The following is a 26,933-nucleotide window of genomic DNA, read 5'->3' on the forward strand; positions in this document are numbered from 1 at the left end:
TTTTCTTTTCATTATTTTGCTTTTAGAATATGAGCAACAACAAAACCATATACCTTTCCCTTGGAAGTAATTTAGGGCATCGGTTGAACAACTTACAAAAAGCTATATTTCAACTTCAAGAAAAAGTCGGAAAAATTATATCCATTTCCCATGTATATGAAACACCATCTTGGGGTTTTGATTCGGGTGATTTTTTAAATGCCTGTGTAGCTTTGGAAACCGGCCTAAAGCCGCAAGAACTGCTTGATATTATTTTAAAAATTGAAGGGAAGCTTGGGAGAGTCCGAACCCCTGAAGAGGGATATAAATCTAGATCCATTGATATAGACATCCTCTATTTTGATAAGGCAATTATTGAATCCGAGAATTTGACCCTTCCCCATCCCAATTTGCAAGATCGAAGATTTGTATTAAAACCATTGGCAGATGTTGCCCCACAGTTTTACCATCCCATATTCAATAAAGACACTAGAAATTTATTGCAGCAATGCCAGGATAAAAGCAAATTGAGCAAAATTGAGCACATTTTATACAAAACAAAGGAAGCTTTGTTTTCCAAGCTTCATTTTATTGCCATAGAAGGAAATATTGGTGCTGGGAAGACTACAATTGTCAAAAGGATTTCTGAGGAATTCAATGCCAAATTGATATTGGAGCGCTTTGCGGACAACCCCTTTTTGCCCAAATTTTATGAAGATCAAGGCAGATATGCTTTTCCTTTGGAAATGTCATTTTTAGCGGATAGGTATCAACAATTTACAGACGACACTTCCCAATTAGATTTGTTCAAAAACTTTATGGTGGGTGATTATGATATTTTTAAATCGCTCATTTTTGCAAAAATCACCTTACAGGAAGAAGAATTTAAACTTTACAGAAAGGTATTCGATTTTATGTACAAGGAGGTCGTTAAACCCTCCGTCTATGTTTATCTTTATCAAGACACAAAGCGATTGTTGGAAAACATAAAAAAGCGTGGTAGAGATTATGAGCAAAATATTGCACCTGATTATTTAGAGAGAATAAATCGTGGATATTTGGACTTCATTAAAAGTTATCCTGACCAAAATAGCCTAATTATTGATGTTAGTACACTAGATTTTGTAGCTAATGACAAGGACTATGAAAGCGTAATCGACCAAATTCAGGAATTTATCGTGGGAAAGAAATTTTAAGACAATTTTCACAAATTATTTGCATAAAAGAAAACGTTTTCTTTTATTGTACGCCCTAACAAAGGAAACTAACTAACTCAAATTCTATATTTCTAGCCCAACTTCGGTTGGGCTTTTTTTATTTAAACAGATAAATCAACCCATTAATTTGGACCACAAATCCCAAACAACAACCCCAACACTTACAGAAATATTTAGGGAATGTTTTGTTCCATATTGGGGAATTTCAACAACAGCATCACAAAAAGGGATTACCTCATCGGCAACGCCTTTAACTTCGTTACCAAATATTAGAACTTGTTTTTTGGAAGTATTGGGAACATATTTATTTAGCATCGTTGCTTTATCGGCTTGTTCCACTGCCAAGATTTGGTTTTCATAACCTTGAAGTTCTTTAACAAGTTCCAAAGTACTCTCCCTATATTCCCAATCCACACTCTCTGTAGCTCCCAAGGCTGTTTTACGAATGTCTTTATGTGGAGGTTGTGCCGTTATACCGCACAGGTAAATTTTTTCTACCAGAAAAGCATCAGAAGTCCTAAACACAGAACCTATGTTGTTTAAACTTCTAATATTGTCCAATACAATAATAATCGGAGTTTTCTTTGCTTGTTTAAACTCTTCGGTACTTAATCTATTTAACTCTTCGTTCTTAAGTTTTCTCATTAAATCTTTTACTTATTTCTAACCCCTTTTGAAATTTAGGAACTTATCCCAAAATATCAACAATGGTTTAATTTCCATAAAGAAAATAATACATTCGCTGAGAACAAAAGTAAACCAATAAAATCGCTTTGTCCAAAACAGAAAAAACAAAGAAGGTAACCCCTTTAATGAAGCAGTACAACACCATCAAGACCAAACATCCTGATGCTCTGTTACTTTTTCGTGTGGGTGATTTTTATGAAACTTTTGGTGAAGATGCCATAAAAGCATCCAAAATATTGGGCATTATTCTTACGCATAGAAACAATGGTGGTGATAAAACAGAATTGGCGGGTTTCCCCCATCATTCTTTAAACACGTATTTGCCCAAATTGGTAAAAGCGGGCCAAAGGGTTGCCATTTGTGATCAATTGGAGGACCCTAAACAAACAAAGACCATTGTAAAAAGAGGGGTCACGGAGCTTGTCACCCCTGGTGTAGCCCTAAATGATGATATCCTTAGCGCCAAAACCAACAACTTTTTATGTGCCGTCCATTTTGGACGAAAACGCATAGGGGTTTCCTTTTTAGACATTTCCACGGGTGAATTTCTGACCTCTGAAGGAACCGAGGAGCAAATTGATAAATTATTGCAAAACTTTTCTCCCAATGAAGTTTTGGTATCCAAAGTGCATAAAAAAGAATTTTTGGATTTATTTGGAAGCCAATTTCATACTTTCTACATGGAGGATTGGATTTTTCAAGAAGATTATGCCACAGAAACCCTAACCAATCATTTTAAAACTGCAACCCTAAAAGGGTTTGGGGTGGACCATTTATTACATGGTGTGGTGGCATCGGGAGTAGTATTGCATTACCTCTCGGAAACCCAACACAGGCAATTGCAACACATTAACCGACTACAGCGAATTGCGGAAGAGGAATATATTTGGATGGATAGGTTTACCATTAAAAATTTGGAACTATACCACTCCACCAATTTAAATGCCGTTACCCTTTTGGATGTCATTGACAAGACCATTTCCCCTATGGGAGGGCGATTGATCAAAAGATGGTTGGCACTTCCTTTAAAGAATATTGAAAAAATAAGAAGAAGACACCAAGTGGTTTCCCATTTAAACCAAAATGAAATTTCTCTACAAAAACTGCAACAGTGGTTAAAGCAAATTGGAGATTTGGAGCGTTTAATTTCCAAAGTGGCCACGGGGAAAATCAACCCAAAAGAGGTTGTCCAGTTAAAAAACTCTTTGGAGGCCATTGTCCCGATAAAACAACATGTTTCTGTTAGCGATAATGAAGCCTTACAACTCATTGGTGATCAATTGCATTCCTGTGAAATGCTAAGAACCAAAATCAAGGAAATGATCAATGAGGAAGCCCCTATTCTTATTTCCAAGGGGAAAACCATTGCCGATGGGTATTCCCAAGAATTAGATGAGCTAAGGGACCTGGCTTTTTCTGGCAAGGACTACTTAAATAAGATGTTGGAAAGGGAAACGGAACGCACGGGCATTACTTCCTTAAAAATAGCCTCCAACAACGTATTTGGTTATTATATAGAGGTTAGAAACACCCATAAGGACAAAGTCCCCGAAGAATGGATCAGAAAACAAACCTTGGTCAGTGCGGAACGCTATATCACCGAAGAGCTTAAAGAATATGAGGCCAAGATTTTGGGAGCGGAAGAACGTATCTTAAGCCTGGAACAACAGTTATTTTCCCAGCTCATTGTTTGGATGCAAGAGTATATTAGTCATGTCCAAAATAATGCCCAACAGATTGCCCAATTGGATTGCTTGTGTGGATTTACACAATTGGCAAAAGAGAACAACTATGTGGAGCCTTCTTTAAACGATTCCACCGAAATTGAAATCATTAATGGCCGTCACCCAGTTATAGAAAAGCAACTGCCCTTGGGAGAGGTCTATATTGCAAATGATGTGGTTCTCAATAGGGAAAGCCAACAAATTATTATGATCACAGGGCCCAATATGAGTGGTAAATCGGCCATTCTAAGACAAACTGCCCTAATTGTGCTATTGGCACAGATGGGAAGTTTTGTTCCTGCAGAAGCAGCGAACATAGGCTACGTAGATAAAATATTCACCCGGGTGGGTGCCAGTGACAACATTTCCATGGGGGAATCCACTTTTATGGTGGAGATGAACGAAACAGCTTCCATTTTGAACAACCTCTCTGAACGCAGTTTGGTCTTGTTGGACGAAATAGGTCGCGGCACCAGCACCTATGATGGTATTTCCATTGCTTGGGCCATTTCAGAATATTTGCACGAGCATCCCGCTAGGGCAAAGACTCTATTTGCCACCCATTACCATGAAATCAATGAAATGGCCACCACCTTTGAGCGCATCAAAAATTACAATGTGTCCGTTAAGGAACTTAAGGACAATGTTCTTTTCTTACGTAAATTAACCCCTGGTGGCAGCGAACATAGTTTTGGTATCCACGTGGCAAAAATGGCCGGTATGCCGCAGCAAGTGATCCACAAAGCCAACAAGATTTTAAAGAAATTGGAGAAATCCCATTCCAGTGAGGAACTCACGGATAAATTGCAGTCGGCCCAAGATGAGATGCAATTGAGCTTTTTTAATTTGGACGATCCCCTTTTGGAGCAAATAAAGGAAGAAATCATTCATTTGGATATCAATACCTTGACTCCTGTGGAAGCCCTTATGAAATTAAACGAAATTAAACGCATGCTCTCCAAAAAAGGGAAGGCCACTTCTTAAGGTATACTCAATCCACTCTTTTAAGTTCTTCAACGGTACCCGAACTTCTTATCTTTTTGCTGGTCATATGGCCAAAACTGCGCGAATAACTAAGTCTAAATATTCGTGAAAAGGCAGACTCATCCCTATACCGTGACTTTGTGTCAATATCAAAAACTACGGGCGCCATACCCCCATTGTGGTTATAAATATTAAACGACCTAAATATATCTGTAACCGTAAATTGCAAGGTGCCCCATTCTTTTTTAAATTTCTTTGCCAAGCCAAAATTTACAATACCAAACCCTTCGGTTATGTGCGAACCATTATAGGAAGGAAAATTGTACCATCCGGATAATTCCATATCCATCTGCCAAGGCAGTTTAAAGCCTTGATTGAAATTTAGGTTTTGAAAGAAGTATAATTTTTCGGCAGGATTGGGAATATAAGAAATACTGTATTTTCTATAGGATGAAGTGCCAGATACATTCAATTTTGCCCAATTTGACCATTGCACAGGAACGTTCAAGAATACATTAAGGCTTTTTTGATACTCTCCATTTTGTGGCGAAACAATGAGTATATCATTTTGAGGGGTTGTGGTGAACTGATATCTTAAAATAGGGTTTAATTCTTTTTGATAGGATAACCCCACATTGAATCCTTTGATATTGTAATCCAATTGAACCGTGTTTGTAATCGCAGGTTTTAACACTGGGTTTCCTGTAAATATGGCTATTGGGTCATTGTAATACAGACTAGTGATCAAATCGGTGTAAGAAGGTCTACTGATTCTTCTATGGTAATTAAAATTTAAATTTTCATTTTCGGATAACGTATACTGATATGAAAAAGATGGGAAAAACTGCCTCACCGCAAACGGATCTTCATTATTGGATAGGGTACGGTTCCAATCCTCATACCGAACACCCGCTTGGAGGGTAGATTTTTCATTGATTAAAAACTTAAACTGTGTATAGGCGGCCCATAATTTTTCATCACTGGAAATTTCACTTTGGGAACGGGGGTCTACCTCCCAGACCCCATTGTTATTTGTTTCTATTCTACTATCATTTTCATTTTTTGCGATACTTCCCTTAAAACCAAATTCGCTTTCCAATTTTTCATTTAGATTCAAGGAAAAATCTACTTTAAACACTCCAAATTGTATATTGGATTTACTTTGGCCCCTATTTCCATCCGTGAAAATGTCATTCTCTGGTACTATGACCTCACCTTCACCATCAAAATACTCACTTGTTGTGAGTGCCGGACTGTCATTGGAATAGGTGAGATAATTAAAATCGATATTGGCATAAAGATTCTTTGAAAGTTCGCTTCCCAAATAAACCGAGGAAATTAGATTCTTTTTTGTTGTTTGTCTATCAGTTACCAACCGGGAGGCAAAAAAATCTTGACCTTCCAATTTTCTGCCATTGTTGACATTGGAAATGGAGTGGTTTTTTGAAAAAGAATAAGTCAGTTCACCCCCAACCTCCATTTTGGGCCGTATTTGGTATCCCAATGCCATATTAAAATTATGACTGTTGCTATTGTTGTTAAAATAGGTAGAGAAATCCGCTCTACTGGGCGCCCCTAAAACTGGCATGTTGCTGGTTCCAGAACCTTCAAAACCATTCTTGCTTCTATCATGGGAAAAAGCATAAGAACCGGTAAGGCTCACTTTGTTATGGCCATGGGCATATTGTAAAGATGTACTTGCTTTTTCCCCAACACCATAACCCAATGCTGTATTTAGGTTGAACTGGTTGCCCTCATATTCATTCTTCTTAAATATAATATTGATGATTCCCGCCCCGCCATCTGCATCATACTTTGCGGTGGGCGAAGTTATGAGTTCCACTTTTTCAACGGTATCCGCTAACGTACTTTCCAATAGGGACATTACCTCTTCCATGGATAAGGGCATTCGTCGGCCATTGAACATAACGACCACCCCACTCTGTCCATTTAGGCTAAATTGGCTATTTTGTTTATCCAATAAAACCCCTGGCAGCCTTTCCAAAATCTGCAAGGCATTGCTGCCTTTGGTCATTAAGCTACTTTGTACATTGATCACCTTTCCAAAAGAAGTATTTTGAATTACATTTTTCTTGGCGGAAAGTACAACCTCATCCAGTTCGTTCCTGTTCTCCAATAGGGTCATTGTGCCCAAATCTATTTTTGGATCATTGCTCATAGCAAATACGTTAGAATAATATGTTACGTACCCTAAACTGCTTAGGCCCAACATATACTCCCCTTGAGTTTCATGCAACAAGCCAAATTCACCCTGCTCATTTGTAGTGGCACCCTTAATGATCGTTGTATCCGTTGCCTGGTAAAGAATCACATTCACATAGGGTATGGCCGTACCTTCCCCATCTATAACCCTCCCCTCAATTTGGCCATGGACACATACCGTTCCCCATAGCTGGATGAGTAAAAAATGAATAACAAACAATGGTGTTTTCTTTTTGTTCATTGGGAATTGCTTTACTGTTCTTCCCAAATAAAAAGCGCAATAAGAAGTGTTGAAAATAGTATTGATATAGAGCCCCTACGGCTTGACCAAGTCCTTTTTTTGCATTATCAATGATAATAGTACAACTTGTCAATTACTTCCTGTCACTCATCAATAATTCTTTTTAACATCTTGAAAATCTATACCTTGTACTATTGTTTTACAACGGACCCATGCTCACTACAAACTTGAAAAACTTTTTTTTAAGATATAAACTGTACCATATTCCCTTTTGGTTGGCGTACCATCTTGTTTGGCTCATCCTCAATATTGGTAGCTTTAAAGAGGTCTATACCTACTTGTTTTATTCGGATGCCTCGGTAAAATTTTATTTCTATGTGGTTTTCCAAACCCTGGGGGTCTATTTTAACCTTTACTACCTAATTCCCAAACTGCTGTATGTTGGGCGCAACATAGCCTTTATTTTTTCTGTGATTGCCACCACATTGCTCTGCACGGTATGCATAACTTGTGGTTATTATCTGGCCGCCTATTTTTCTGACCAAACCTTTATGGAGTTGTTTGGTGTGGGTGTTGGGGAATACCCTAAAATATTTTTCACCTGGGCATTGCCCTCCTCTGCAGCGGTAATGACTTTGGGCATGAGCGTTAAACTGGCCAAAAATTGGTTGAATGCCGAACAAAAAAGAAAAATGCTTGAAAAGGAAAACCTTGAAACGGAGCTTAAATACCTTAAATCACAGATCAATCCCCATTTTCTGTTCAATACTATTAATTCCATATTTGCTTTGATTCCCAAAAACCCCGATTTGGCTTCGGAATCCTTGGCCAATTTTTCCAATATGCTCCGGTATCAATTGTATGAATGCAATGATGAAAAAATAGAGCTGGCCAAAGAATTACAATTTATTGAGAATTTTATTGATCTGGAGAAACTACGTTTGGACCATGGGCATACAGAAATGCATTTTAGCATAGAGAACAGCACCACCAAAAAACAGACCCTTGCGCCCTTTATATTGATTCCGTTCATAGAAAATGCCTTTAAGCATGTATCCAAGGGAAAGGGCCAAAAAAACTTTATCCGAATGAATTTGAAGGCCAATGACAAGGCTCTTGAGCTAAAGATTGAAAACAGTTATACAGCATCCGCTCAACAGTCACAGGATGTTTCCCAGTCTAGCGGTATTGGCTTAAAAAATGTGAACCGAAGATTAAATCTTATTTATGGTCCAAAACATTTATTGACACACCGGTCCTTAAAAAACAAATTTTCCGTTATATTGAAAATAGAATGGTAACAAAGCTAACATGTGCGGTAATAGATGACGAACCTCTTGCGAGACAAGTACTAGAGGAGTATATAAAAGTCATTGACTATCTGGAGCTACTGTTTGTTGCCGAAAATGCCCTGGAATTAAACCAAGCCCTAGACCAAGAAGCTATAGATTTAATCTTTTTGGACATTGAAATGCCCTTTATGACAGGTTTGGACTTTCTAAAAATCAGGACCAACCTGCCCATGGTCATCATCACTACGGCCTATCCAGATTATGCTTTGGAAGGTTTTCAATTTAATGTATTGGACTACTTGTTAAAACCTATCACCTTTAATAGGTTCTTTAAAGCGGTTAGCAAGGCAAATACCCAGCACACCCTAAGAAATGGCACCTTGAACAGCAGCGAAAATACGGTAAAAGAAGAAGCTTATTTTTTTGTAAAGTGCGAAAATAGATATGAAAAAATATACATTGATAAGATACTTTATGTACAAGCTTTGCAGAACTATGTTCTCATACATACAGAAGAAGAAAAATACATGTCCTTAATGCCCTTAAAGACCATTGAAGAGAATTTAAGCCCCAAAACCTTTATACGGGTTCATAAAAGCTATTTGGTTTCCATTTCCAAAATACAAACCTTGGAAAACCACGAGTTAATATTGACCCAAGGGTCCCATATTCCCATAAGCAGGAATTTTAGAAAAACGGTGCAAAGCAATGTGTTGAAAAATAAGGTGTTAAAAAAAGGCGCTAACCAAAAGGACCATCCATAGTATTTGTATGCCCCTCTTAACTTGTTTAATTTATTTCTTTTGTAAAAATATACTTTGGTTTTTATAGAATTGTATTAAATTTGCATCCGCATCTGTGAAAAGATGCAAACGTTCTTTAGTATATGCGAAAATAGCTCAGTTGGTAGAGCATCACCTTGCCAAGGTGGAGGTCGCGGGTTCGAATCCCGTTTTTCGCTCAAAAAAGACGCTGCTTGCCAGCGTTTTTTTATTACTGTGCAAACAGGCTCGAGTGGTGGAATTGGTAGACACGTTGGACTTAAAATCCAATGGCCATTAGGCCGTGCGGGTTCAAGTCCCGCCTCGAGTACAGATGATTGAAAAAACCTAAGCGAAAGCTTGGGTTTTTTTGTTCCGAAAACTTGGGGCAAATGTATTTGGACAAGATATTGAGGGACAAAAAAGAATCATGAAATGAGCGAAATATTTTGCATCGCTTTTAATAACAGTCCATTTTAATCTGCCCACGATTTTGGTAGTAGCTTAGGTCTTTATTCAAATAGGTGCTGCAAATGTTTTTCAATTCATTCATAACCTCCCCTTGCATGTTAATCGACCCACATATCATCACACAACCACCTTTACGCAAGACCTCCGCAATTTTGTTGCCGTCTCTTTTGATTAAGTGCTGAACATAGACCTTATTAGGTTGGCTTCGTGAATAAGCAGGGATAAAGTGTTCAAGTTGTTTTTTGGAGATGGCCTTATTAATATGTGATTGGTAAAGACAGAACGATTCTGGAGTTCTGCCTCCCCAATAAAGTCTTAGTTTTCGTTTAGCGGTGTTGGAAGAAATCATGCCCAAAAAAGGGCCAATACCCGTTCCCGTCGCAATCAACACCGCTTCTTTGGAACCTTTTGGAAGATGAAAATGTCTGTTTTTAACCACTCGTGCCGACAAGATTTCATCGTTATCCAGCTGTCCCAGCCAGTTGGAGCAGATTCCATGGGGATGCTTTTTTACGCTAATAGCCAATATGTCATTCCCTAGGTTCCCGATAGAATAGAGGCGTTCGATCCCATCTTTTTCAGTTGTCAAAGATAAGAGGTCACCCGAAACAGTTTTTGTACCACTTATATTTTTAAGGGTAAGTAGAAAGGTATCCTCTTTTTCAAGGTCCAATCGGCCTACCACTACAAAATCGGAAGCATGGTTTTTGTGTAGGGTTGCTTTGGGCTTTTTAAGGTGAAGAGTCATTCCATGAGATTTGGCCCATCGATTCGTCCAATCCAAAAAAGCTTGAAAAGATTGGTTGTTTACAGTAAAAACCTCTTCAAAAACCTGAGCATTAGAAAGATTTTTAAGCTTTTCCTGTACGTCATATGCATATTGGCAAAAGTTGGGATAAGCAGTGGACCCAAAACCGATAACCGAAAATGAAAAAGGCCGGGATTGGGGGTGTTTTTCCACCAGCTCCATAAATCGTGTTGCACTTGCAGGCGCCTCTCCCTGTCCGTATGTGGCAGTGATGACGACACATTCATCCATTTTTTTGAACAAACCATAGTCGTTCATAAGCCCCAAATAACTTTTTTTACCCATCTTTACTACTTGTCGATGGAATTCTTGGGCATATTGCAGGGTAGTGCCCCCCTCGGTCCCGACCAAAATTACGTGGTCACATTCGTTTTTGGAAAATCTATTTTTAATACGGGTTTTGGGCCGTTTGAAATAGATGATAAAGCCCGTAACCATCAAAAAAGGAATGGAGAGGCTTCCCAGCCCCAATACCGTAGACCACAAAATGCTTCCTTCTCCTGTATGAAGCACATTAGCCCAGGCCGAAGCCATTGTCACAAATGGATATTTTTGCTGGCCCAACACTTCACCAGTATATTGGTTGAGGAGTACTTCCTTATTTTTTAGACGAACAATGTAGTAGTCCTCTACAAATTCCGAAAAAGGATATTCCAATTCCCGTAATTCTGATAACGAGGTATTCTTTAAAAGCTCAAAATCCTTATAGTTCTTTAGCGGCTCCTCCCTTAGCCTATCAAAATCAACTTCATGGGAAACCTGTTGCTGGGGAATCACATCAAATCGAAGCAAGGAGAGATAAACTCCAGTTAAGGCCAATACCAATACTGGCAACAAAACAATACGTGCATACACTACATGATGGTACTGCGAAAAGTTCTCACGTACCACTGGTGAAAAAAATTTGGAATACCCCCCTTGTCTCTTCGCAATTAACACAATACCAGAAACGGCAATAAAGAACAACAGTAGTGAGGTGAGACCCACAAAAAACCGTCCAAAAGACTTTAGAAAAAGGGAACGGTGAAGATTGGTGGCAAATTGAAAGACAGGGGCTTTTTGGATAAGATCTCCCAATCGTTCCCCTGTGTATGGGTCTATATAGAAAGACTCGTTTTTTCCATCAATTATGACCGTTACACTAACAAACCCATTTCTGTCACGGGAAACTAGCAACACTTCGTCATAGACCGCATTGATCGGGTTAAGAACTTCGGCCAATGAAAGACTGTCCGCACCCGAAACATTGTAAGGCTGTACTTTGTTAGCGATAGGCTCTACAGCTAAAATGACCCCGGTTATGGAGGCAATCAACAAAAATAATGAAGAAGATATAGCCAAAAATAGGTGGCTATATCTCCATATGGATACAATCATTCTTGTTTAGTTTGGTACCATTCTAATGTAACGTATGTAACCCTTTCCTTCTACTTTTTCTTTAATTGTGGCCGAATTGAGTTCTATTTCTGCATCGATTTTATAATATTCCTGATTTTCAACAGCCGACTCAAAACGCACTTTATGACCACTGTCAATCTGAGAAGTATCAAAACTTAGCGAAACAATATTTCGTTGTCCATTGCCAATGGTCGCTCCTGTAATGGCATCTATATTTTCGTTAATGCCATCACTGAATTTCCACCAACTTCTTAAATCGGGAAACCATTCCTTGTCATCACCCTGAACATAGAGCGTCTTTACATATTTACCGTCAGGATCAATCAATGATACCACTACATAAGCCTTCTCCCCTGTATAATTTGTCATCTGAATCAAGCACTTGTAACTAACTTGCGGCTCAAAATTCGCAAATGAATAGGCCATTAAAATTTGCACAGTAAAAACGCTTACCAAACAAAGATTTAAAACTGATTTTCTCATATACTAAATTTTAATTAAGGAAATCCAAACTACTATTGGTTTTCGCTAAAAGTTCATTTTCTTTTGCTAGGTCGAGTGCAGTTTCTCCAAACTCCGTTGTCGATTTTACATCGGCACCATTGGCAATTAAATATTTTAAAATTTCAGTGTTATTTGTTTTCATTGCCGCATTGTGTAAAGGGGTATTGCCCTGGTCATCTTTTGCATTGATATCTACACCAAAACCACTTACTTTTTTGAGTAATCCCAAATCATTTTTACTCAATGCTAAATGCCATATTGTACTCTTATTAGCTTGTGGCATTTTAAAATTAAATCCTGCTTTGGTCAAAGCTTGCACTTTGGAATCAAACTCTTTTGGCATTCCTCTAGTTTCAAAAAGGTAATATGCCAAGTTGTTACCAGATGCATCCAAAACATCAACTTTGGCACCTTTTGAAAGTAAGTAGTCCACTACTTCTGCACTATTGTTTTGAATAGCCAATGCCAAAGGTGTCTGCCCTTCTTTATTCGCCTGGTTTATATCTTTGGATTTTTCCGTAAAATAAGAGATCACTTCAAGTTTATTTCGAGATACAGAATTAAGTAGAGCGGTGTTTCCTTCTTTATCTTTTGCATTAGGGTCTACACCTTTTGCTATGAAATAGTCAAAAAATTCGATATCTGAAGAAGAACGTGCAAGATTAAGAAGCGGGTTGTTGCCATTATTACTGGTTACGTTGGCATTTAAACCAATGCTTTCCAAATACTTAATGACCTCAAGTTTTGCCGTTCTGCTTTGGCTTGCAAATAAAATGGCGTTTTCGCCCGTTTTGCTATTCTTTGAAGTTGTGACCCCTCGTTCTTTTAAGGCTTTGAGTATACTACTATTTCCACCTTTGGCAGCATAATTAAATATGCCATTGCCTTCGTCATCAATGGTATCAATATCCAATCCTTTAGAGATTAAAAAGTCTACCAATTTAAGATCTTTTGCGCGTGAGACGGCAACCAGTAAGATATTTGCACCGTGATGGTCTTTTTCATTTTTTAAATCTGCCCCATTGGCAATAAAAAATTCATAAACTTTTAGATCTTGTTGACCTCCTGCAGCGGCAAAAGAACTCGGTGAATAACCATGCGAATCTTTAAGGTTTAGCTGGGCCCCTTTTTCAACAAAATATTGCATTAATTCTAAATTGCCCCTTGAGGCAGCCCAAAAGATATAGGTTCGCGAATCATGGGTTTTTTTGTTTACATCGTTTCCGTGCTCCACTAAATGTTTGATCGTAGTTAATGGGTTATCCGCAAATATTGCAAAAGTAGTAGCATCAAAACCTCCATTATTGGCTTCGGTAACCGAGTGTCCTTTCGCAATGTTGGCATTTATATCGGCAATACTGGGTTTAGCTGCCCAAAAATCGCGGTCCAAAAATGGATTGCCCGATGTTCTTTGGGCAGAACTTCCAAAAAGACAGCCCAGCATTAAAAAGAGCATAGGTGCTATAGACTTATAATTTGTTTTCATAATTAAAAGGATAAAAAGGGAGGCGCAAAATTCTGCATCTCCCTATAGTTAATTTTTATGTTTATGGTTTCATGACCATTTAATGGGTTTACTTTTTAGAATACACCTATAAAGTGGCTTCCCTCTACGTTCACCAACTCCGCACCTTTGGTTACAGCTCCTGTTTCTGTATCTATAACATATATGTTTCCGTTTTGCCCAACTGGGGCTTGGGTTACATATATTTCAGTTCCCTCAACCACAAAACCTTGGTATTGGAATAAGTAAAAATCTGTATCATAAGGAATAGCATCAATTTTTTGTGCCGTTTTAGCATTTAAATCGGCCAAGGCAAAAAATCCTTGGGCCCCTGCCACACCTTCAGCAGATCCCGCATGACGATATGCTATTACAGCTTTGCCGTTCCCTGCAGGTCTCCAAGCAAGAATGTAAGCTTCTTCCACACCTAGAGCGTCGTCTAAATTAAATACATAAGAATCGTCATATTCGTTGTCTGCATCAATTTTTAAAATATGGGAACCTTCTGGATCACTTTGGTTCGCTTGGTACACACTTCCTCCATACAGAAAAGCATTGATACTACGATATCCATTGGTATTTCCGTATCCTACAGTAGAAGTAATCACAGTTGGGTTTAGTAAAGAAGGATAATCCAATACAATAGTTTTAGAACCTAAAATTTCGTAATCACTGTCCCTTTCCACGGTGGCAGGGTCCACCTTACTTAAACGTGCACCAATATATAGTTTATCTCCAGCGGCATTTAAAACCGGCATGTCAATTCTAGAGATGTAATAGCCGTTTGCTTCTTCTTCTGCACTTAAAGCTACACTATGCTCTTGGAATTCTTTTATTGACGAATTCACTAAATCCAAAGTAACCACACCAATGTTCGCATCTGTACGTACATACGTATCGTCCGTTGCATCATCTGGTGTACCATTATCATCAATTTCATGTTCTGTTGACACATAGACAGCGGCTCCTGTTTGATCTCCATCAAATAATTTTATCCATCTTGGAGCAGACCCCACATACGGTGCAATACTAACTTCGGAACCTGATGGTGTAAAGGTTTGTCCGCCTTCTACTATATATTTAGTATAGTTACCACCCGTATCACCGGCATAGCTAATATTAAAAATGGTATTGCCATCTTCGGAGGATTGTAGTCTAGCCGTTCTGTTTGAAGGCGCAATAAATCCATTTTCAAAAGGCTCAATAGACACTGTAGGGTCTTTTGCATCTTCACTGCTTACAGCATAAATTAGGGTTCCACCATTTCCGTCACCCGGGTTATCCCCCATTTTAGCTGCGGCGACAGTAATCCATCTGGATTCTTCTAGCTCTTCCTCCGCTTCACCTTCTGTATCTGGGGTGGGAGTAATATCATCACTACTACAGGCGATCATTAAACCTACTGTGAGTACAGCAGTGGCCAATGTTTTAAAATTTAAAAAAGTACGTTTCATCTTCTATGCTATTTAAAAAGGTTAAAAATTATTTATTCTGTAATTTAATTTTAGGTAAAAAGCTCTTCCCGGCTTTTGTATGGATAAGTTGTCATAAACCGGTTCGTCGAATATATTTTTGATGTCAAAACTCATCACAAACTTATTGCTTGGAAATGCGTAGCTAAGTCCAAAATCTTGCGCCAATTGTTGGGGTACCTTAAAAAAGTCATCCCCTATGGTATTTGATCCCTGAGAAGTCAAGAATGAAAACTCATCCGTGAAATACATGGTGTAAAAGAGATTCAATCGTGCGTTTTTTTGAATTAAATCTTTAAATGAATAGCGCAAACTACCGTTCATAGTAAAAAATGGTGTGTTGGGAACGTCTATTTCTATGTCCCTGTTCACAATTTTTAAGTCAAAACGAGACACATTAAAGTTGAGGGCAAAATTGTTGTTGTAGGTATAATTTAGTTGTGCATCTATTCCTTTGGATGTTCCACTACCTTGATTTACATAGAGTATTAATTCATCATCAACATTCAATGATGTTTCAATAGGCAGACCTATTCTATCTTTAATATTTCGTGTGAAGACATTGGTTGAAACAGTAAAATCATGCTTTTTGATTTTAAACATTCCAAATCGAAACCCCAAGTTATAGTTATTGCTACTTTCTGGATCAATACTGGAATTTGCTACAACATTATCCCCATCATCACCAAATATTTCGGTTTCGTTGGGTAAACGTATCGCCTTTTCTGCTGAAGTCAAGAGTGTAATATTTGGAATAATGGCATATGAAAAAGCAAAACCATACCCATCATATTTTTTATTACTACTTACAATCTCATCTACTATTATATCGTTCCCATTAGAGTCTGTTTCTATGGCGGGATCAATACTTATTGTTTTTTGTTGGTAATGCTTCCCAAACAAACTAGCTTTTAATTTGTCTTCCAAAGCCATTAATTCATAGGTTAAGGAATATATGTTTTTGTCTAAATTCCTTGTTGCTTGAAAGGTGTTTTCCAAGACCGATCTCAAGGCATCGCTATCCTCCCTATCAATTCCGCTATAAACATGGTTTAGTAGTACTTTATGGTGGTCATTAAGTGCATAGGACAGCCCTGTTCTAATGGATGCCACATTTCTGTTTATCTTTGTCAATGTTGGCCCTCCTTCTTGTTGGGAACCCCATGAATATTCGTATTCATCCCCTCTAAAATCAATGGCCCTTTCCCCATTCCAGCTATACGCCCAAGCAACAGTATCGCTTACCATACGGTTTCGTTTACCATATAGGCCGTGCACATTTAGATCCAATCCTTTGGCAAAAAGATCTTTCTTTTGATAGGTTAAATTGGTCAGCATTGCATCCGATTCCACAAATCTATCCTTATAAGGGGTTATGGTCATAAAAGCCCCATGTTGTACTTCCTTATAATCATCAGAACCTGTAAAACCAATTAAAAATTGGTCTGCCCATTTTACATCGGTATAACCTATTTGCGCCATTCCGCCTGTAGATCTATAGGCATCGTTAAACCTTTTGGCGGTAATAGGTGTTTGCACCCCACCTAAACCTGTAACAACAACACTCCTGCCCGAAACTTTATAATTGTTATCGGAATAATTATGAAAAAGAGATGCCTTTACGGTGAACCCAGATTGTTTAAACCGGTACAAGCCATTGATACTTGTTTGTAAGGTGTTAAAAGAGCCATAGGAAACCGAGGCATTGAAATTTGTTTTTGCGTCTTTATGGAGTACAATATTAATAGCTCCCCCAAGAGCATCGTCTGCCAAATGACCCGGAACCACCCCTTTGTAGACCTCAATATTCTTGATCATTGAAGGAGGGATGCTATTTAGGTTAAATGAAGAACCGTATGTAGAAATAGGAATTCCGTCAATAAAAATTCGGACCGAGTTTCCGGATAATCCATTTAAACTATAGCTAACATCGGAACCCAAACCTCCATTCTGCCGAATTTTAACACCAACTGTAGTGTTTAACAATTCATTGGTCTGGATATTTCGGAGACTGGCCTCCTTTGTTTTTACGGCCCTTAGAGCAAAACCTTTGGTCTCCAGCTCTGTTTCTTTGCTCTTCCCACTCACGGTTACCTCATCCAGGTACTCTGCGGTTTCCTCTAGAACAAAATCCATCTTAATCTCCCTCGCCCTTTTATTAACCTCAATGGTCTTTGAGCGCTTACCATACCCTATAAAGGACACTACGACCCTGTGCTTTCCAAAAGGCACATTGTTAATGGTGTACAACCCATTATCGTCTGTAAGAACACCTAGTTTTACGCCTTCTACCAGAACACTGGCGTAGGGCAAAGGATTTTTTGAAGCATCAACTACCTTACCCGATATGGTACCCAAAACCTCTTGGCCTTGGACCGATAAACAAATTAGGAGTAGGAATGCCGTAAATAAGTTTTTCATTTGAATAAAAAAATCTAGTTATTCTTATTAAGATTTAGTCTAAATAAATAACTTTGCAAATCTAAAACAGGATTGCACGGCGAAATACCGTGAAAGGAATTTTTATCTACGTGAAAGGAACTAATGGAGGCAACCTTAAAAAGTGATATTTTCAAGAACAGTATTTATAGGAAAAAATACACTAAGGACTTCTTGACCAAAAAACTGATTGAAAACAGCATTATAGTGGATACCCCACAAGTTACCGGTGTTATCCAGGAACTACAGCTCAACGGAATGTTCGTTGTTATGAACACTATGGATGCCCCAGAAGGCTATAGTATTAAGGTGCTTAATGATTTCCCCATGTTTAAATTGCATTTTGAGATTGCCGGAAACTATAGTTATACCCACAAGGAACAACACAAACCCTTTGTCCAAATACCAGATTTTCATTGCAATCTGTTTTACTTGCCAAGGACCAATGGGCTTCTAGAATACAAGGGTTCTCCCAGGCGTACACTTGAAATTATATTTACACCCGGCTTAATTAAAAAACTGGCAGGGGACAACTATAATGAACTACTTAAAAAAATAAACAATGTCATTGAAAAGGATAAGCCCTACGTGTTCTGGAAACAGCCCCGTCCCATTTCTTCAGAATTTGGCCAAATTCTGGAAGATATCATAGCCTGTCCCTTAACTGGTCATTTAAAAAAAACGTATACACAATCCAAGATTACGACGCTCTTGGTAGATTTATTGGTCGAGGCCAATGGAAAAGCGAAACCTAGCACAAAGATCAATATACCCAAAACAGACATAGCTGGTCTGCAGATTGTGGAACACCACATAAAGTCCAACTTAAATAAAACGTTGCCCATTAAAGAACTGGCTATTATAGCAGGATTTAACGCCTCCAAATTAAAGAGGGATTTTAAACTGGTCTATGGCACCACCCTATTTAAATATATTACCAGGTTACGTATGGAAAAGGCAAGTGTACTTATACGTAATGAAGGGTTACCGATAGCCCAAGTTGCCTATGAGGTAGGGTATACCAACCCACAACATTTCACCAATGCCTTTAAACGGACATTGGGCTATTTGCCAAGCAAACTAAAAAAGTAATTTTGTAACGTATTCATTGGTACACACCTTTAAGTTCCACCTAGAGTACAGATGATTAAAAAGCGAAAGCTTGGGCTTTTTTTTGTTACGTGAACTTGCCGAAAAAAATAGCATAACACAAAACTTCTAAAATATGGTCGCTCCCCTCGCCTATTGTTTTAGGTAAAGTTCTCTTAGGGCTGAGAACATTTTAGTTGCTCAACCTTTCTTGCTGCCATTTATTCAAAATCTCCTTTTTTATCAACCAATCATGTATTCTTTTGACATAACCAAAGTCTTCTTCGGATATTTGATCACTGGAAACGTGGGAAACAACATTTCTCAAATCATTAAGTTTAACCCACCATTTAGTTTTTTCTTCTTTATTAAGGTTCTCTTCTGATGGCATTGTGTAATCAACTTCAAAAAACTTTATCCTCTTATTTTCTTCATTCACATATTGCCAATTTTGCTGTGCAATCTCTCGATAATGAATCAAATTTAAATTATCCCATTCCTCTGTCTCTTCCTCTTTAATTCTTGTTCTATTCTTTTTTCTCATCCTATCTTCAGCATCATCCTGAATTTTAATTGGAACACCTTTTTTCCAAGCCCATTCTTCTCCCAAACGCTCATATAACTTTTTCTTAAAATCTTCTCGCATATGCTCTTCAATATCTTTAATCATTTCAAAAGTCTTGATATTTAGGGCTCGCTCTTGATTTCTAATATAATCCTTCAATCCGACCGGGTTAAAATCAGTATGAACGGCGCGAACACAGATCTGAAATCTTCTCCAATATCTCGTAGGAGCCGTAGACCCCTTCATATCCTTAAATTTGAGTCTTGTATCCTCATCCATTTCTCTGACAAAAACAATTAAAGGGTCTAAATACATTTGAGTTTCACTGAATAACTCTTGACTACTATGTTTGTTCGTATCTATTATCCCTGAATGTTCGAGGTGATCAAGAACATCACTTAACAACAATACTACTGCATAAACCCCTTTATTTACAAATAGAAAGCTATCTTTCTGCAACTCCCAATCCTCCTTCAAACTACTTTTCAAATACTCAAACACCAATCTCAGAAATTCATAAGTTTTTTGAAAGGCTTCTTCCAAATCACCTTTATAGAAAAGTCCAAGTTTTTCTATTTTGTCCCTTGTTACATTTCCGAAAAAATTACTTTTGATTAATGCAGCCGATAGACTTCCAGGTGTCAGCACTCTATTATCCTCACCTAATGAGACGTAATTGTAAAATGGAGAATCTTTTTCCTCACCCAAAAAAATAGAAATTCTTGAGCAGAGAGCCTTTAATTGTTCTTTTTTGTTAGAAGATGTCCAAAGTAAGTCTGCGTTCAAAGTTTCTCTCAAGGTTTTGGGTACAGCTTTTTGATTTTCATTTATTTGCATGAATAAATCAACTTGCTCCTCACGCTTTAAATTGACAAAAGCTACAACGGGTATAGAATTAGTTTCACTGTACTTTGTTCCTGCATATCCATAAAGTCTATGTTGTCCATCAATTATATACGCAGACCTATACTTCTTGGGGAGGTATAAAACACCCACTTTTGAAATAGCTGTTGGAACCTGCGTATTTGCAGGATCAAATCTTAACCCAGAACCTTTCGCGTCAAGGCTTATAATTATTGAGTTTGGAAAAAAACCAGATTCCTCTGTAATAAATTCACGAATTTGTTTTAATCTATTTTTTTTGATAATTCTTTGATAGGTAGGCATCATTTTTCGATTGGCTTTACTTCTGTGCAAAACATAGCCAATTTTCAAAAGTTTATCAGGTTCAATGGAAAATGAATAATAAATGTGGTTGCCCATTTTTCCTTTTATTGCAGGAATTTGATTATCTAAATCTGGTATCATATTTCCTGCAAAAAGAGAACCTAGGAGTTGATATCGAGCAGCAATACCTATTTGGCCGAACATTTTGAGGTAATATTCAATGGCTTCTTCATCGAGATGTGTTCCTCCAAGATTAGCAAGTCTCTCTGCATCTTTATCCCCTAATGTCTTGTTTTCTGTTGCCAGAATAAACTTGATTCGAGGTTTATTATTAGGAAACATTTTCTTAATTGAAGTTTCCAGGCCTCCCTTGATTCCCTGATAAGCTTCTAATTCTTTTTTAAAATCCCCTCGGCCATAATTCAAAGAGGACTTGCATTCCACATAGATTATAGACTCATCGTCTTTAGCAAATACATCTATTTGTTTAGATAATTCAGGATTTTTTTTGTCGTATGGCAGGGCAAAAGCCCGGTCTCTATTTAAATGAGTAAAACCTAATTGAGCGAATACACTCCAAACCTTATCTTCAAACAGGATATCATGAGGCTTGGGGCCTTTCATTCTGAAAGAATTCTTAAGCTCCCGTTGGATTATCCAGCCTTTTGAAATATATTCTTTTAATACTTCTTCGTCTTTAGGAACATCTTCTAAAACATAATCTCTTCTTTTTACTCTTAGAATTTTCACTAATTCATTATCCTTTACAAGGCTTCCTAACAATTTTACTCTTGTATCGTCATCCATCAAAATAGGGTGTATCCATTAAATAAATTTATCCAGTTTTTTTCTTAACAATTTCATTTAACCATTTATGTGAAATTGCGTAGTCTCTAAAAGCTAGAAACTGTAGGTTTTTATCTTTGGAATCTCTAATAAACTTTTTAATTATTATGCGTATCTCACTTTCTTGGTCTTGGATTGTGGCATTATCTACTAATGCCGATTCAATATCACGTTCTAAAATGTCCAATAACCTTCTTCTCTCATCGTTTAAAAAGTCTCTATCGATTTTACATCTTTCAATCGTATAACTAAATCTTTCATCATCTGAAGTTATTTTTCCATCTTTTTCAAAGGCTATAAATCCTTTGGGGTCATTAATTTCTGGATTGACCATTCTTGGCATTTCAATAACATCATATCCCGCCGAGCTAGTATTAATTGTCTTGATGCTATCCTCGTGATCTTCAAACATGGCCATGACACCTGAAATATCAAAGTTGGTTCCTTTATTTTGGTTACAAGTGCTGCAAGCCAATAACAAATTATCCCAAGAAAAGGCAATCCAATAGTATGTCTTTTTAGGACGATAATGCTCTACATGGTATTGCTCAACTTTCTGTTCACAAAAAGCGCACTTAGTCTTATAAATATTTGATAAAGCTAATTTTATATCTTTTTTCTTATATCGGCTGTTATATTTATTTTCATCAATATAGCTCTCATTCTTAATTATTTCTAATCTTCTTTTGTGGGTTGTTTTAGATGTTTGGGGAACACCGTTAGGGAAAAACTCAACTTCAGGTAGTTGCAAAGAATCAGGGATACTTTTTAAGTCCTTTTCAATCTTAATCATTCCTTTCCAAGTTCTTCATCAATAATATCGTCAATTAAGGAATCAATTTGATTGTCGGATATGAATTCCTTCCCTTGCTTTTTTTGCCTGTTCAACTCTATTTCCAATTTCTTGTTGATACGATATAAAAGATATGTCTCACTAGTATTGGAATAATCATTTTCATTGTCCAAACGTGAATTCTCCAATCCGAATAGTGGAGAGGTTAGCAATGTATTAATCATTAGATGGTTTAAGTCTTTTCGAAAATAAGGCTCGCTTACTCTGGTTTTTCCATCCTCAGAATTTCTGTATACTCTGTAAATAACGGCATCGTTTGAGGCACCTTGTATTATTGTAGGACTATGAGTAGTAAATATAAACTGGACATTTGGTAATAAGCCTCTTAATTTTTGTATCAAAACCCTTTGCCATTTGGGATGCAAGTGAAGATCGATTTCGTCCACTAGAACTATTCCATATAATTTCCTAATATCAGTAATATCTGACTGATTTTTCTTAAGCCTATATAACAAGTCGGATATAAAAATAACTATGCTCTTATATCCTTCGGAAAGTTGGTCAAAATTCAACTTGGTGCCTTTTTCTATGAAAGTAACTTCTGAACCTTCAATCTTAACAATTACGTTTTTCTCCAATAGTTCGAAAAACATGTTTTCTAAAAATCGGATAGAAATCGAACTCGGAATATTTTTTTCTTCTGAGTTCATATTTGAGACATTGATTTCCTTTTCAAATTCAATTAACTTTTGGTCTTTTAACCAAGAAATAGGATTGATAAGGGTTTCATTACTATCGAAAAGAGACATAAAGCCATATTGTTCTGTGTCATCGGTAGAATATCTTCCCCTATGTGTACCATATGCAAACAAATTACTTAAGTAACCAACATTTTTATTTCTATAGTTCTTACCAGAGCTATCGACCCCAGACAACTCCATTTCCTTATTTTTTTGAAGAATGTCAACTACTCTGCCCGTCTTCTCTTTATCGGTTTGCTCCGTAATAAAAAACTTGTTATAAGTAAGATAAATAGCCATCAACACCAATGACTTGCCGTCGCCATTCTCTCCAAGGAAATATACCTCCTTCGCGCCATCAATTTCATTTAAATATGCCTCACTTATTGAAAAAAAATTTTTAATTTTTACTTTCTCTACGTAACTATTAATCGAAATCATACGACCTTCTAACCAAGATTTAAATTGGGTTTCAGATACGCTTAGAGTTTTATGGAAATTATTGGAAAAACAAATATTATAGAATTCTGATTCACTTGGTCTGACTTTAGTTAATCTAGTGACTCTCTCTTCTAGAACTTTCTTGAACAATTTCCCTACTTCTAAATTTTGAAATATTGGAGAAAAATCAAATGGCACTAACTTTTCTCTTCGTAAATATGGTTCAGAGGCACCAGATTCGACGAGTGCACTTCTTAAATTCGTATGTTCTTTTCTACCTTCTTCGAATACATAAACACCCTTCATGCCCCCGGTTGAGTATATTTCCGCAAACTTTTTTATTATCTCACCATGGGTAAAAATTAAAGCAAATAAAGCAAATAATTGCTTTTCACTTGGATAGTTCTGAATTTCTAACCAATAATGAGGGATTTTATTATCTAGCGATTTCATTCCCAAAAAGGACCTGAGAATGGGTTCGTTAATTGGAGCCTCTTTATTAACAAACTTTTTAAGCGTTTCTTCGCTATGAATTACTTCCATGACCTGGACAATGTCATATTTTGTCCAAGAGGTTTTCAATTTTGAAAGATTTACTTCTAACGCCATTTGATTAGATAGGTTTGGCAATTAATAAGTATTCCTTAACTTCCCTAGACTTGTCATCAAATCTTCCCATGGTACTGTGTAGATAGTCAACTTCTTTTGTATATACTTCAAATTTGTTATTCAAAGTATTTTTAGCTATTTCTAAAATTTCACTTAAACCAATCATGCCAGTATTACTATAACTAAGTACTAATTTAAGCCGTTTTTGTAAAACTTTTTCAAACATTTCAGTGAATGCCCCAACCACCTCAGTTCTTTTGCAAAAGGGAGATTGATGACGATCATTTCTATATCTTCCCTTGTATTGAATAGTCGGATAATCGTATTTGACCAAAGTTTCTAAAGCGTGATAAAACCTTGAATAATGTACAAACGAGTATGGAGGGTCAGCATATACTAGAGTCCCGTTGGGCAATATATCCAAACAATCTCGATAATCTAATGAAGAAATATTGTGGTTCAATTCATTAGAACCCGTAAACTGGATCAACTCTTTCAATTTCCTTTTAAAATATGGTTTGATTTTTTTATTTCGACATCCAATAATACTATTCATAGAGTATAGATTATTTGCATCTCTATACTGAGCATAATGACCGGTACTTTGTGCATTGTATGCCATTGCAAACATTAAACTAGATAATATTGGAAAGTAAACTGGGGTTTCAAGGTATTCTTCCGCAGCTGTTCGTATTGCATCTATCCAAAGGCATTGTTCAAAAGACCAATAGGTTCCAGAATAATTTTTAAGGAATAAATGATTTTCAATATCCTCAAAATTGAAATAAATCAATTCTTGTTGCTGTTGTTCCAAAGCATTAAACTCGTTAAGAGTGATGCCCTCTGTATAATTGAACTCAAAATCTGGATATAAGTTTTTTACATTATCTACATGAATTTGAGCATTTTCGATAATTGCCTCAGCTAAATCCGGATACTCCTTCCAATCATAATTACCTAAATAAGTTTTAGCGAAAACAGAAGAATATTGTTGGATATCATTTGAATACATTACAATATTGTGGCCAATAGCACCGCTTAGGACGCTAGTTCCTGCAAATAAATCACAAACAACTTCCCCATCATAAATTTCATTTATTGAATCAACCAGATATTTTACTAAATCTCTTTTGGAACCCATATACTTAATTATATGGGGTACACTTTCCTTAAATTCTATTCTTGTCCTTAATTCAATGTTATTCTCTTCCGAAACTATGCTCATAGGTCTTTACCCCTCTTTTTTGATGATGGTTCAACTACTCCCAAAAATAAGGATAGAATTAGGTATAAATATTTAAAACAATAAAAATTTACTTACGATTTCTTAACAATATCATTTTATCCATTCCACACACATTGCCCTCCCTCCTACCGTCGGCTTGTATAACTAGTGTTCTATACCTTCTGAAAGAAGTTTTTAGAAAGAAAAGAGATGAGTTAATAGCTTTTTTTACTCACTTTTCAATTCTAAACTTTTGCCATTGTTAGGTTTTACTTTTTTGTTTTATCCTCTGTCTTTTTTGAATATATGTTGAATGGTATTCCCAATCTGATTCTTCCAGTAAAATCATTAGAAACTTTGGATTTATAAATTGAGTTACTCCAGCCAACATCAATCCCAAAGGTTAAGCTGGTGTTATCATCTTTTGTTTTTCTAAAAATAGGGCCAAAAAGAGCTGTAAAGTTATTTTTGAAAAAAACATTTTCTGGTTTGTCAATGAGATAGCTATGACTGAGCGATGCATTAAATCCGAAACTTTTCTTTTTGGTGAAAAAAATTGCACCATAGGCATTCAGGGATCCTGTTTTTAGGTTCTCTTTAATCAAATCAAATCTACCTAAGTTCTGCTCTTCTTCATCCTGTAGAATATATTCGCTAGAATTATTTTGAACGACTTTAGGTGTTCCATCTATTAATGTGCTTTCAAGAAAAGATGAGCTTGAAGCAGATAGCCCAATTTGATAGTACCAAACCAATTTCTCTGAATTATGAGTATGATTAAAGTTAAAAGAAATTACTGTTTTGAGCTTATTGGCATCTTCATTGTCAAACTGATTATTGAATGCTTCTAAAATGGTGGCTTCGATATTTTCTTCAGAGAACTTATATGTACTGTTGCTTAAATTAACGTTTAAATCTAACCATTTTAGAATATAACCGTATGTCATGTCGTTTTCTTTGTCAAAATTATAAAGAATATCATCTTTAACATATTTCTCCAATTTGCTTTGAGTAGCTAGGCTATTCAAATAATTCTGTACTTTTTTATGTTCAGAATCTAATTTCACATATGCCTCTTCATATTTCTTTTCTTCAATAAGTTTTTTAACATCTGGTAGACTATCAAGTACGTTTTTATGTACATTAAGAACACCCCCGTAATAAATTAAAATATCATTTTTTAAGCTATCAATTTCGGTTTTTGAGGTCTTGGTGTATTTTCTTGGATTGTAGATTGGTTCACTACCTCGTATTTCCCTTCTAGCTTTATTTAATTTAAACTTCTTTTCGTCTCCTTTGAAAAAGGTGACTGGTTTACCAACATTAAGAATTAAGCCCAAGTTTAATCCAACATTGTTTCTCCAAGAACCATCTGAATAAAATTCAAAAATACTTTTGCTCCCTGTTACATTTGCCCCTAACCTGAGGTAAATGGCATCTTGCAATTTTATATTACCATTAACTGTGACATTCGTTTTTTCTTCATCTTGGGTGTATCCAAATGCAGAGGTATTAGAGGCTAAATCAGAATTGGAGAATATCACATGGCTAAATGCAGTAGTTATATTTTCCTTAAAGAGCTTGTTTTGTATTGCTTTACTTTTAATGTTATACTTGCCAAGTTCTATATCTAATGTTGAACTGTAGTTTGGTGTTTGAGCCTTTAGGGCTAAAACAAGGAAGAATGTTACGATAGAAAAGTAATAATTTTTCATAGTTAGTCGAGGTAAAAAAAAATAAAGATTATTAAGTAT

General features: G+C 36.7%; 17 protein-coding genes and 2 tRNA genes. 7 read left to right on the forward strand and 12 right to left on the reverse strand.

Annotated elements, in window-relative coordinates; translation table 11 throughout:
• The first annotated feature begins 29 nt into the window (after positions 1-29).
• Positions 30-1,175: a 2-amino-4-hydroxy-6-hydroxymethyldihydropteridine diphosphokinase gene (gene folK / locus GGR42_RS06715; RefSeq protein ID WP_167962150.1), complete on the forward strand. Its 1,146-nt coding sequence runs from the start codon at positions 30-32 to the stop codon at positions 1,173-1,175.
• 135 nt (positions 1,176-1,310) lie between these two features.
• On the opposite strand, the gene GGR42_RS06720 is transcribed toward folK, so the two are convergent.
• Positions 1,311-1,841, reverse strand: a complete 531-nt coding sequence (locus tag GGR42_RS06720; protein WP_167962152.1) for an RNA methyltransferase — start codon at positions 1,839-1,841, stop codon at positions 1,311-1,313.
• A 167-nt stretch (positions 1,842-2,008) separates the two neighbouring features.
• Between GGR42_RS06720 and mutS the strand changes: the two genes are divergently transcribed.
• On the forward strand, positions 2,009-4,591 hold the full coding sequence (gene mutS, locus GGR42_RS06725) for a DNA mismatch repair protein MutS (protein WP_167964402.1): 2,583 nt from the start codon (positions 2,009-2,011) through the stop codon (positions 4,589-4,591).
• 7 nt (positions 4,592-4,598) lie between these two features.
• On the opposite strand, the gene GGR42_RS06730 is transcribed toward mutS, so the two are convergent.
• Positions 4,599-7,055: a TonB-dependent receptor domain-containing protein gene (locus GGR42_RS06730; RefSeq protein WP_167962154.1), complete on the reverse strand. Its 2,457-nt coding sequence runs from the start codon at positions 7,053-7,055 to the stop codon at positions 4,599-4,601.
• A gap of 227 nt (positions 7,056-7,282) precedes the next feature.
• Here GGR42_RS06730 and GGR42_RS06735 point away from each other — a divergent pair, with 227 nt between their 5' ends.
• The 4 genes from GGR42_RS06735 (at position 7,283) to GGR42_RS06750 (ending at position 9,439) form a co-directional block, all read left to right on the forward strand.
• Positions 7,283-8,356 (forward strand): sensor histidine kinase, encoded by a 1,074-nt coding sequence (locus GGR42_RS06735; protein ID WP_167962156.1) that lies wholly within the window; start codon positions 7,283-7,285, stop codon positions 8,354-8,356.
• On the forward strand, positions 8,350-9,111 hold the full coding sequence (locus GGR42_RS06740; protein ID WP_167962158.1) for a LytR/AlgR family response regulator transcription factor: 762 nt from the start codon (positions 8,350-8,352) through the stop codon (positions 9,109-9,111). The genes GGR42_RS06735 and GGR42_RS06740 overlap by 7 nt, the downstream gene beginning before the upstream one ends.
• Positions 9,112-9,235: 124 nt before the next feature.
• A tRNA-Gly gene (locus tag GGR42_RS06745) sits at positions 9,236-9,308 on the forward strand.
• Positions 9,309-9,355: 47 nt separating this feature from the next.
• Positions 9,356-9,439 (forward strand) — tRNA-Leu (locus GGR42_RS06750).
• A 129-nt stretch (positions 9,440-9,568) separates the two neighbouring features.
• On the opposite strand, the gene GGR42_RS06755 is transcribed toward GGR42_RS06750, so the two are convergent.
• The 5 genes from GGR42_RS06755 to GGR42_RS06775 form a co-directional block, all read right to left on the reverse strand.
• The gene (locus tag GGR42_RS06755) at positions 9,569-11,764 is read right to left on the reverse strand and encodes a PepSY domain-containing protein (RefSeq protein WP_167962160.1); all 2,196 of its coding nucleotides are present in this window, start codon (positions 11,762-11,764) and stop codon (positions 9,569-9,571) included.
• Positions 11,765-11,770: 6 nt separating this feature from the next.
• Positions 11,771-12,268, reverse strand: a complete 498-nt coding sequence (locus GGR42_RS06760; protein WP_167962162.1) for a DUF2271 domain-containing protein — start codon at positions 12,266-12,268, stop codon at positions 11,771-11,773.
• 10 nt (positions 12,269-12,278) lie between these two features.
• Positions 12,279-13,775, reverse strand: a complete 1,497-nt coding sequence (locus tag GGR42_RS06765) for an ankyrin repeat domain-containing protein (RefSeq protein ID WP_167962164.1) — start codon at positions 13,773-13,775, stop codon at positions 12,279-12,281.
• A 95-nt stretch (positions 13,776-13,870) separates the two neighbouring features.
• Complete coding sequence (locus GGR42_RS06770) at positions 13,871-15,247, reverse strand: hypothetical protein (protein ID WP_167962166.1); 1,377 nt, start codon at positions 15,245-15,247, stop codon at positions 13,871-13,873.
• Positions 15,248-15,268: 21 nt separating this feature from the next.
• Positions 15,269-17,686, reverse strand: a complete 2,418-nt coding sequence (locus GGR42_RS06775) for a TonB-dependent receptor (RefSeq protein WP_167962168.1) — start codon at positions 17,684-17,686, stop codon at positions 15,269-15,271.
• Positions 17,687-17,809: 123 nt separating this feature from the next.
• Between GGR42_RS06775 and GGR42_RS06780 the strand changes: the two genes are divergently transcribed.
• Positions 17,810-18,796 (forward strand): helix-turn-helix domain-containing protein, encoded by a 987-nt coding sequence (locus tag GGR42_RS06780; RefSeq protein ID WP_167962170.1) that lies wholly within the window; start codon positions 17,810-17,812, stop codon positions 18,794-18,796.
• 190 nt (positions 18,797-18,986) lie between these two features.
• Here GGR42_RS06780 and GGR42_RS06785 read toward each other — a convergent pair whose 3' ends face one another.
• The 5 genes from GGR42_RS06785 to GGR42_RS06805 all read right to left on the reverse strand — a co-directional run bounded on the left by GGR42_RS06785 (position 18,987) and on the right by GGR42_RS06805 (position 26,894).
• The gene (locus GGR42_RS06785) at positions 18,987-21,332 is read right to left on the reverse strand and encodes a DGQHR domain-containing protein (RefSeq protein ID WP_167962172.1); all 2,346 of its coding nucleotides are present in this window, start codon (positions 21,330-21,332) and stop codon (positions 18,987-18,989) included.
• 28 nt (positions 21,333-21,360) lie between these two features.
• Positions 21,361-22,164: an HNH endonuclease gene (locus GGR42_RS06790; protein ID WP_167962174.1), complete on the reverse strand. Its 804-nt coding sequence runs from the start codon at positions 22,162-22,164 to the stop codon at positions 21,361-21,363.
• Entirely contained in the window at positions 22,161-23,954 is a 1,794-nt protein-coding gene (locus GGR42_RS06795; RefSeq protein ID WP_167962176.1) for an AAA family ATPase, read from the reverse strand. Before GGR42_RS06795 ends, GGR42_RS06790 begins: the two co-directional genes overlap by 4 nt.
• Positions 23,955-23,958: 4 nt before the next feature.
• Positions 23,959-25,179 carry a DNA adenine methylase gene (locus tag GGR42_RS06800; protein ID WP_209023931.1) on the reverse strand — a complete coding sequence of 407 codons (1,221 nt, stop codon included), beginning with the start codon at positions 25,177-25,179 and terminating at the stop codon, positions 23,959-23,961.
• Positions 25,180-25,448: 269 nt separating this feature from the next.
• Entirely contained in the window at positions 25,449-26,894 is a 1,446-nt protein-coding gene (locus GGR42_RS06805; RefSeq protein WP_167962178.1) for a hypothetical protein, read from the reverse strand.
• Positions 26,895-26,933 lie beyond the last annotated feature (39 nt).

It is taken from the genome of Saonia flava, from assembly GCF_011927795.1.
In the GTDB taxonomy this organism is placed as follows: Bacteria; Bacteroidota; Bacteroidia; order Flavobacteriales; family Flavobacteriaceae; genus Saonia; species Saonia flava.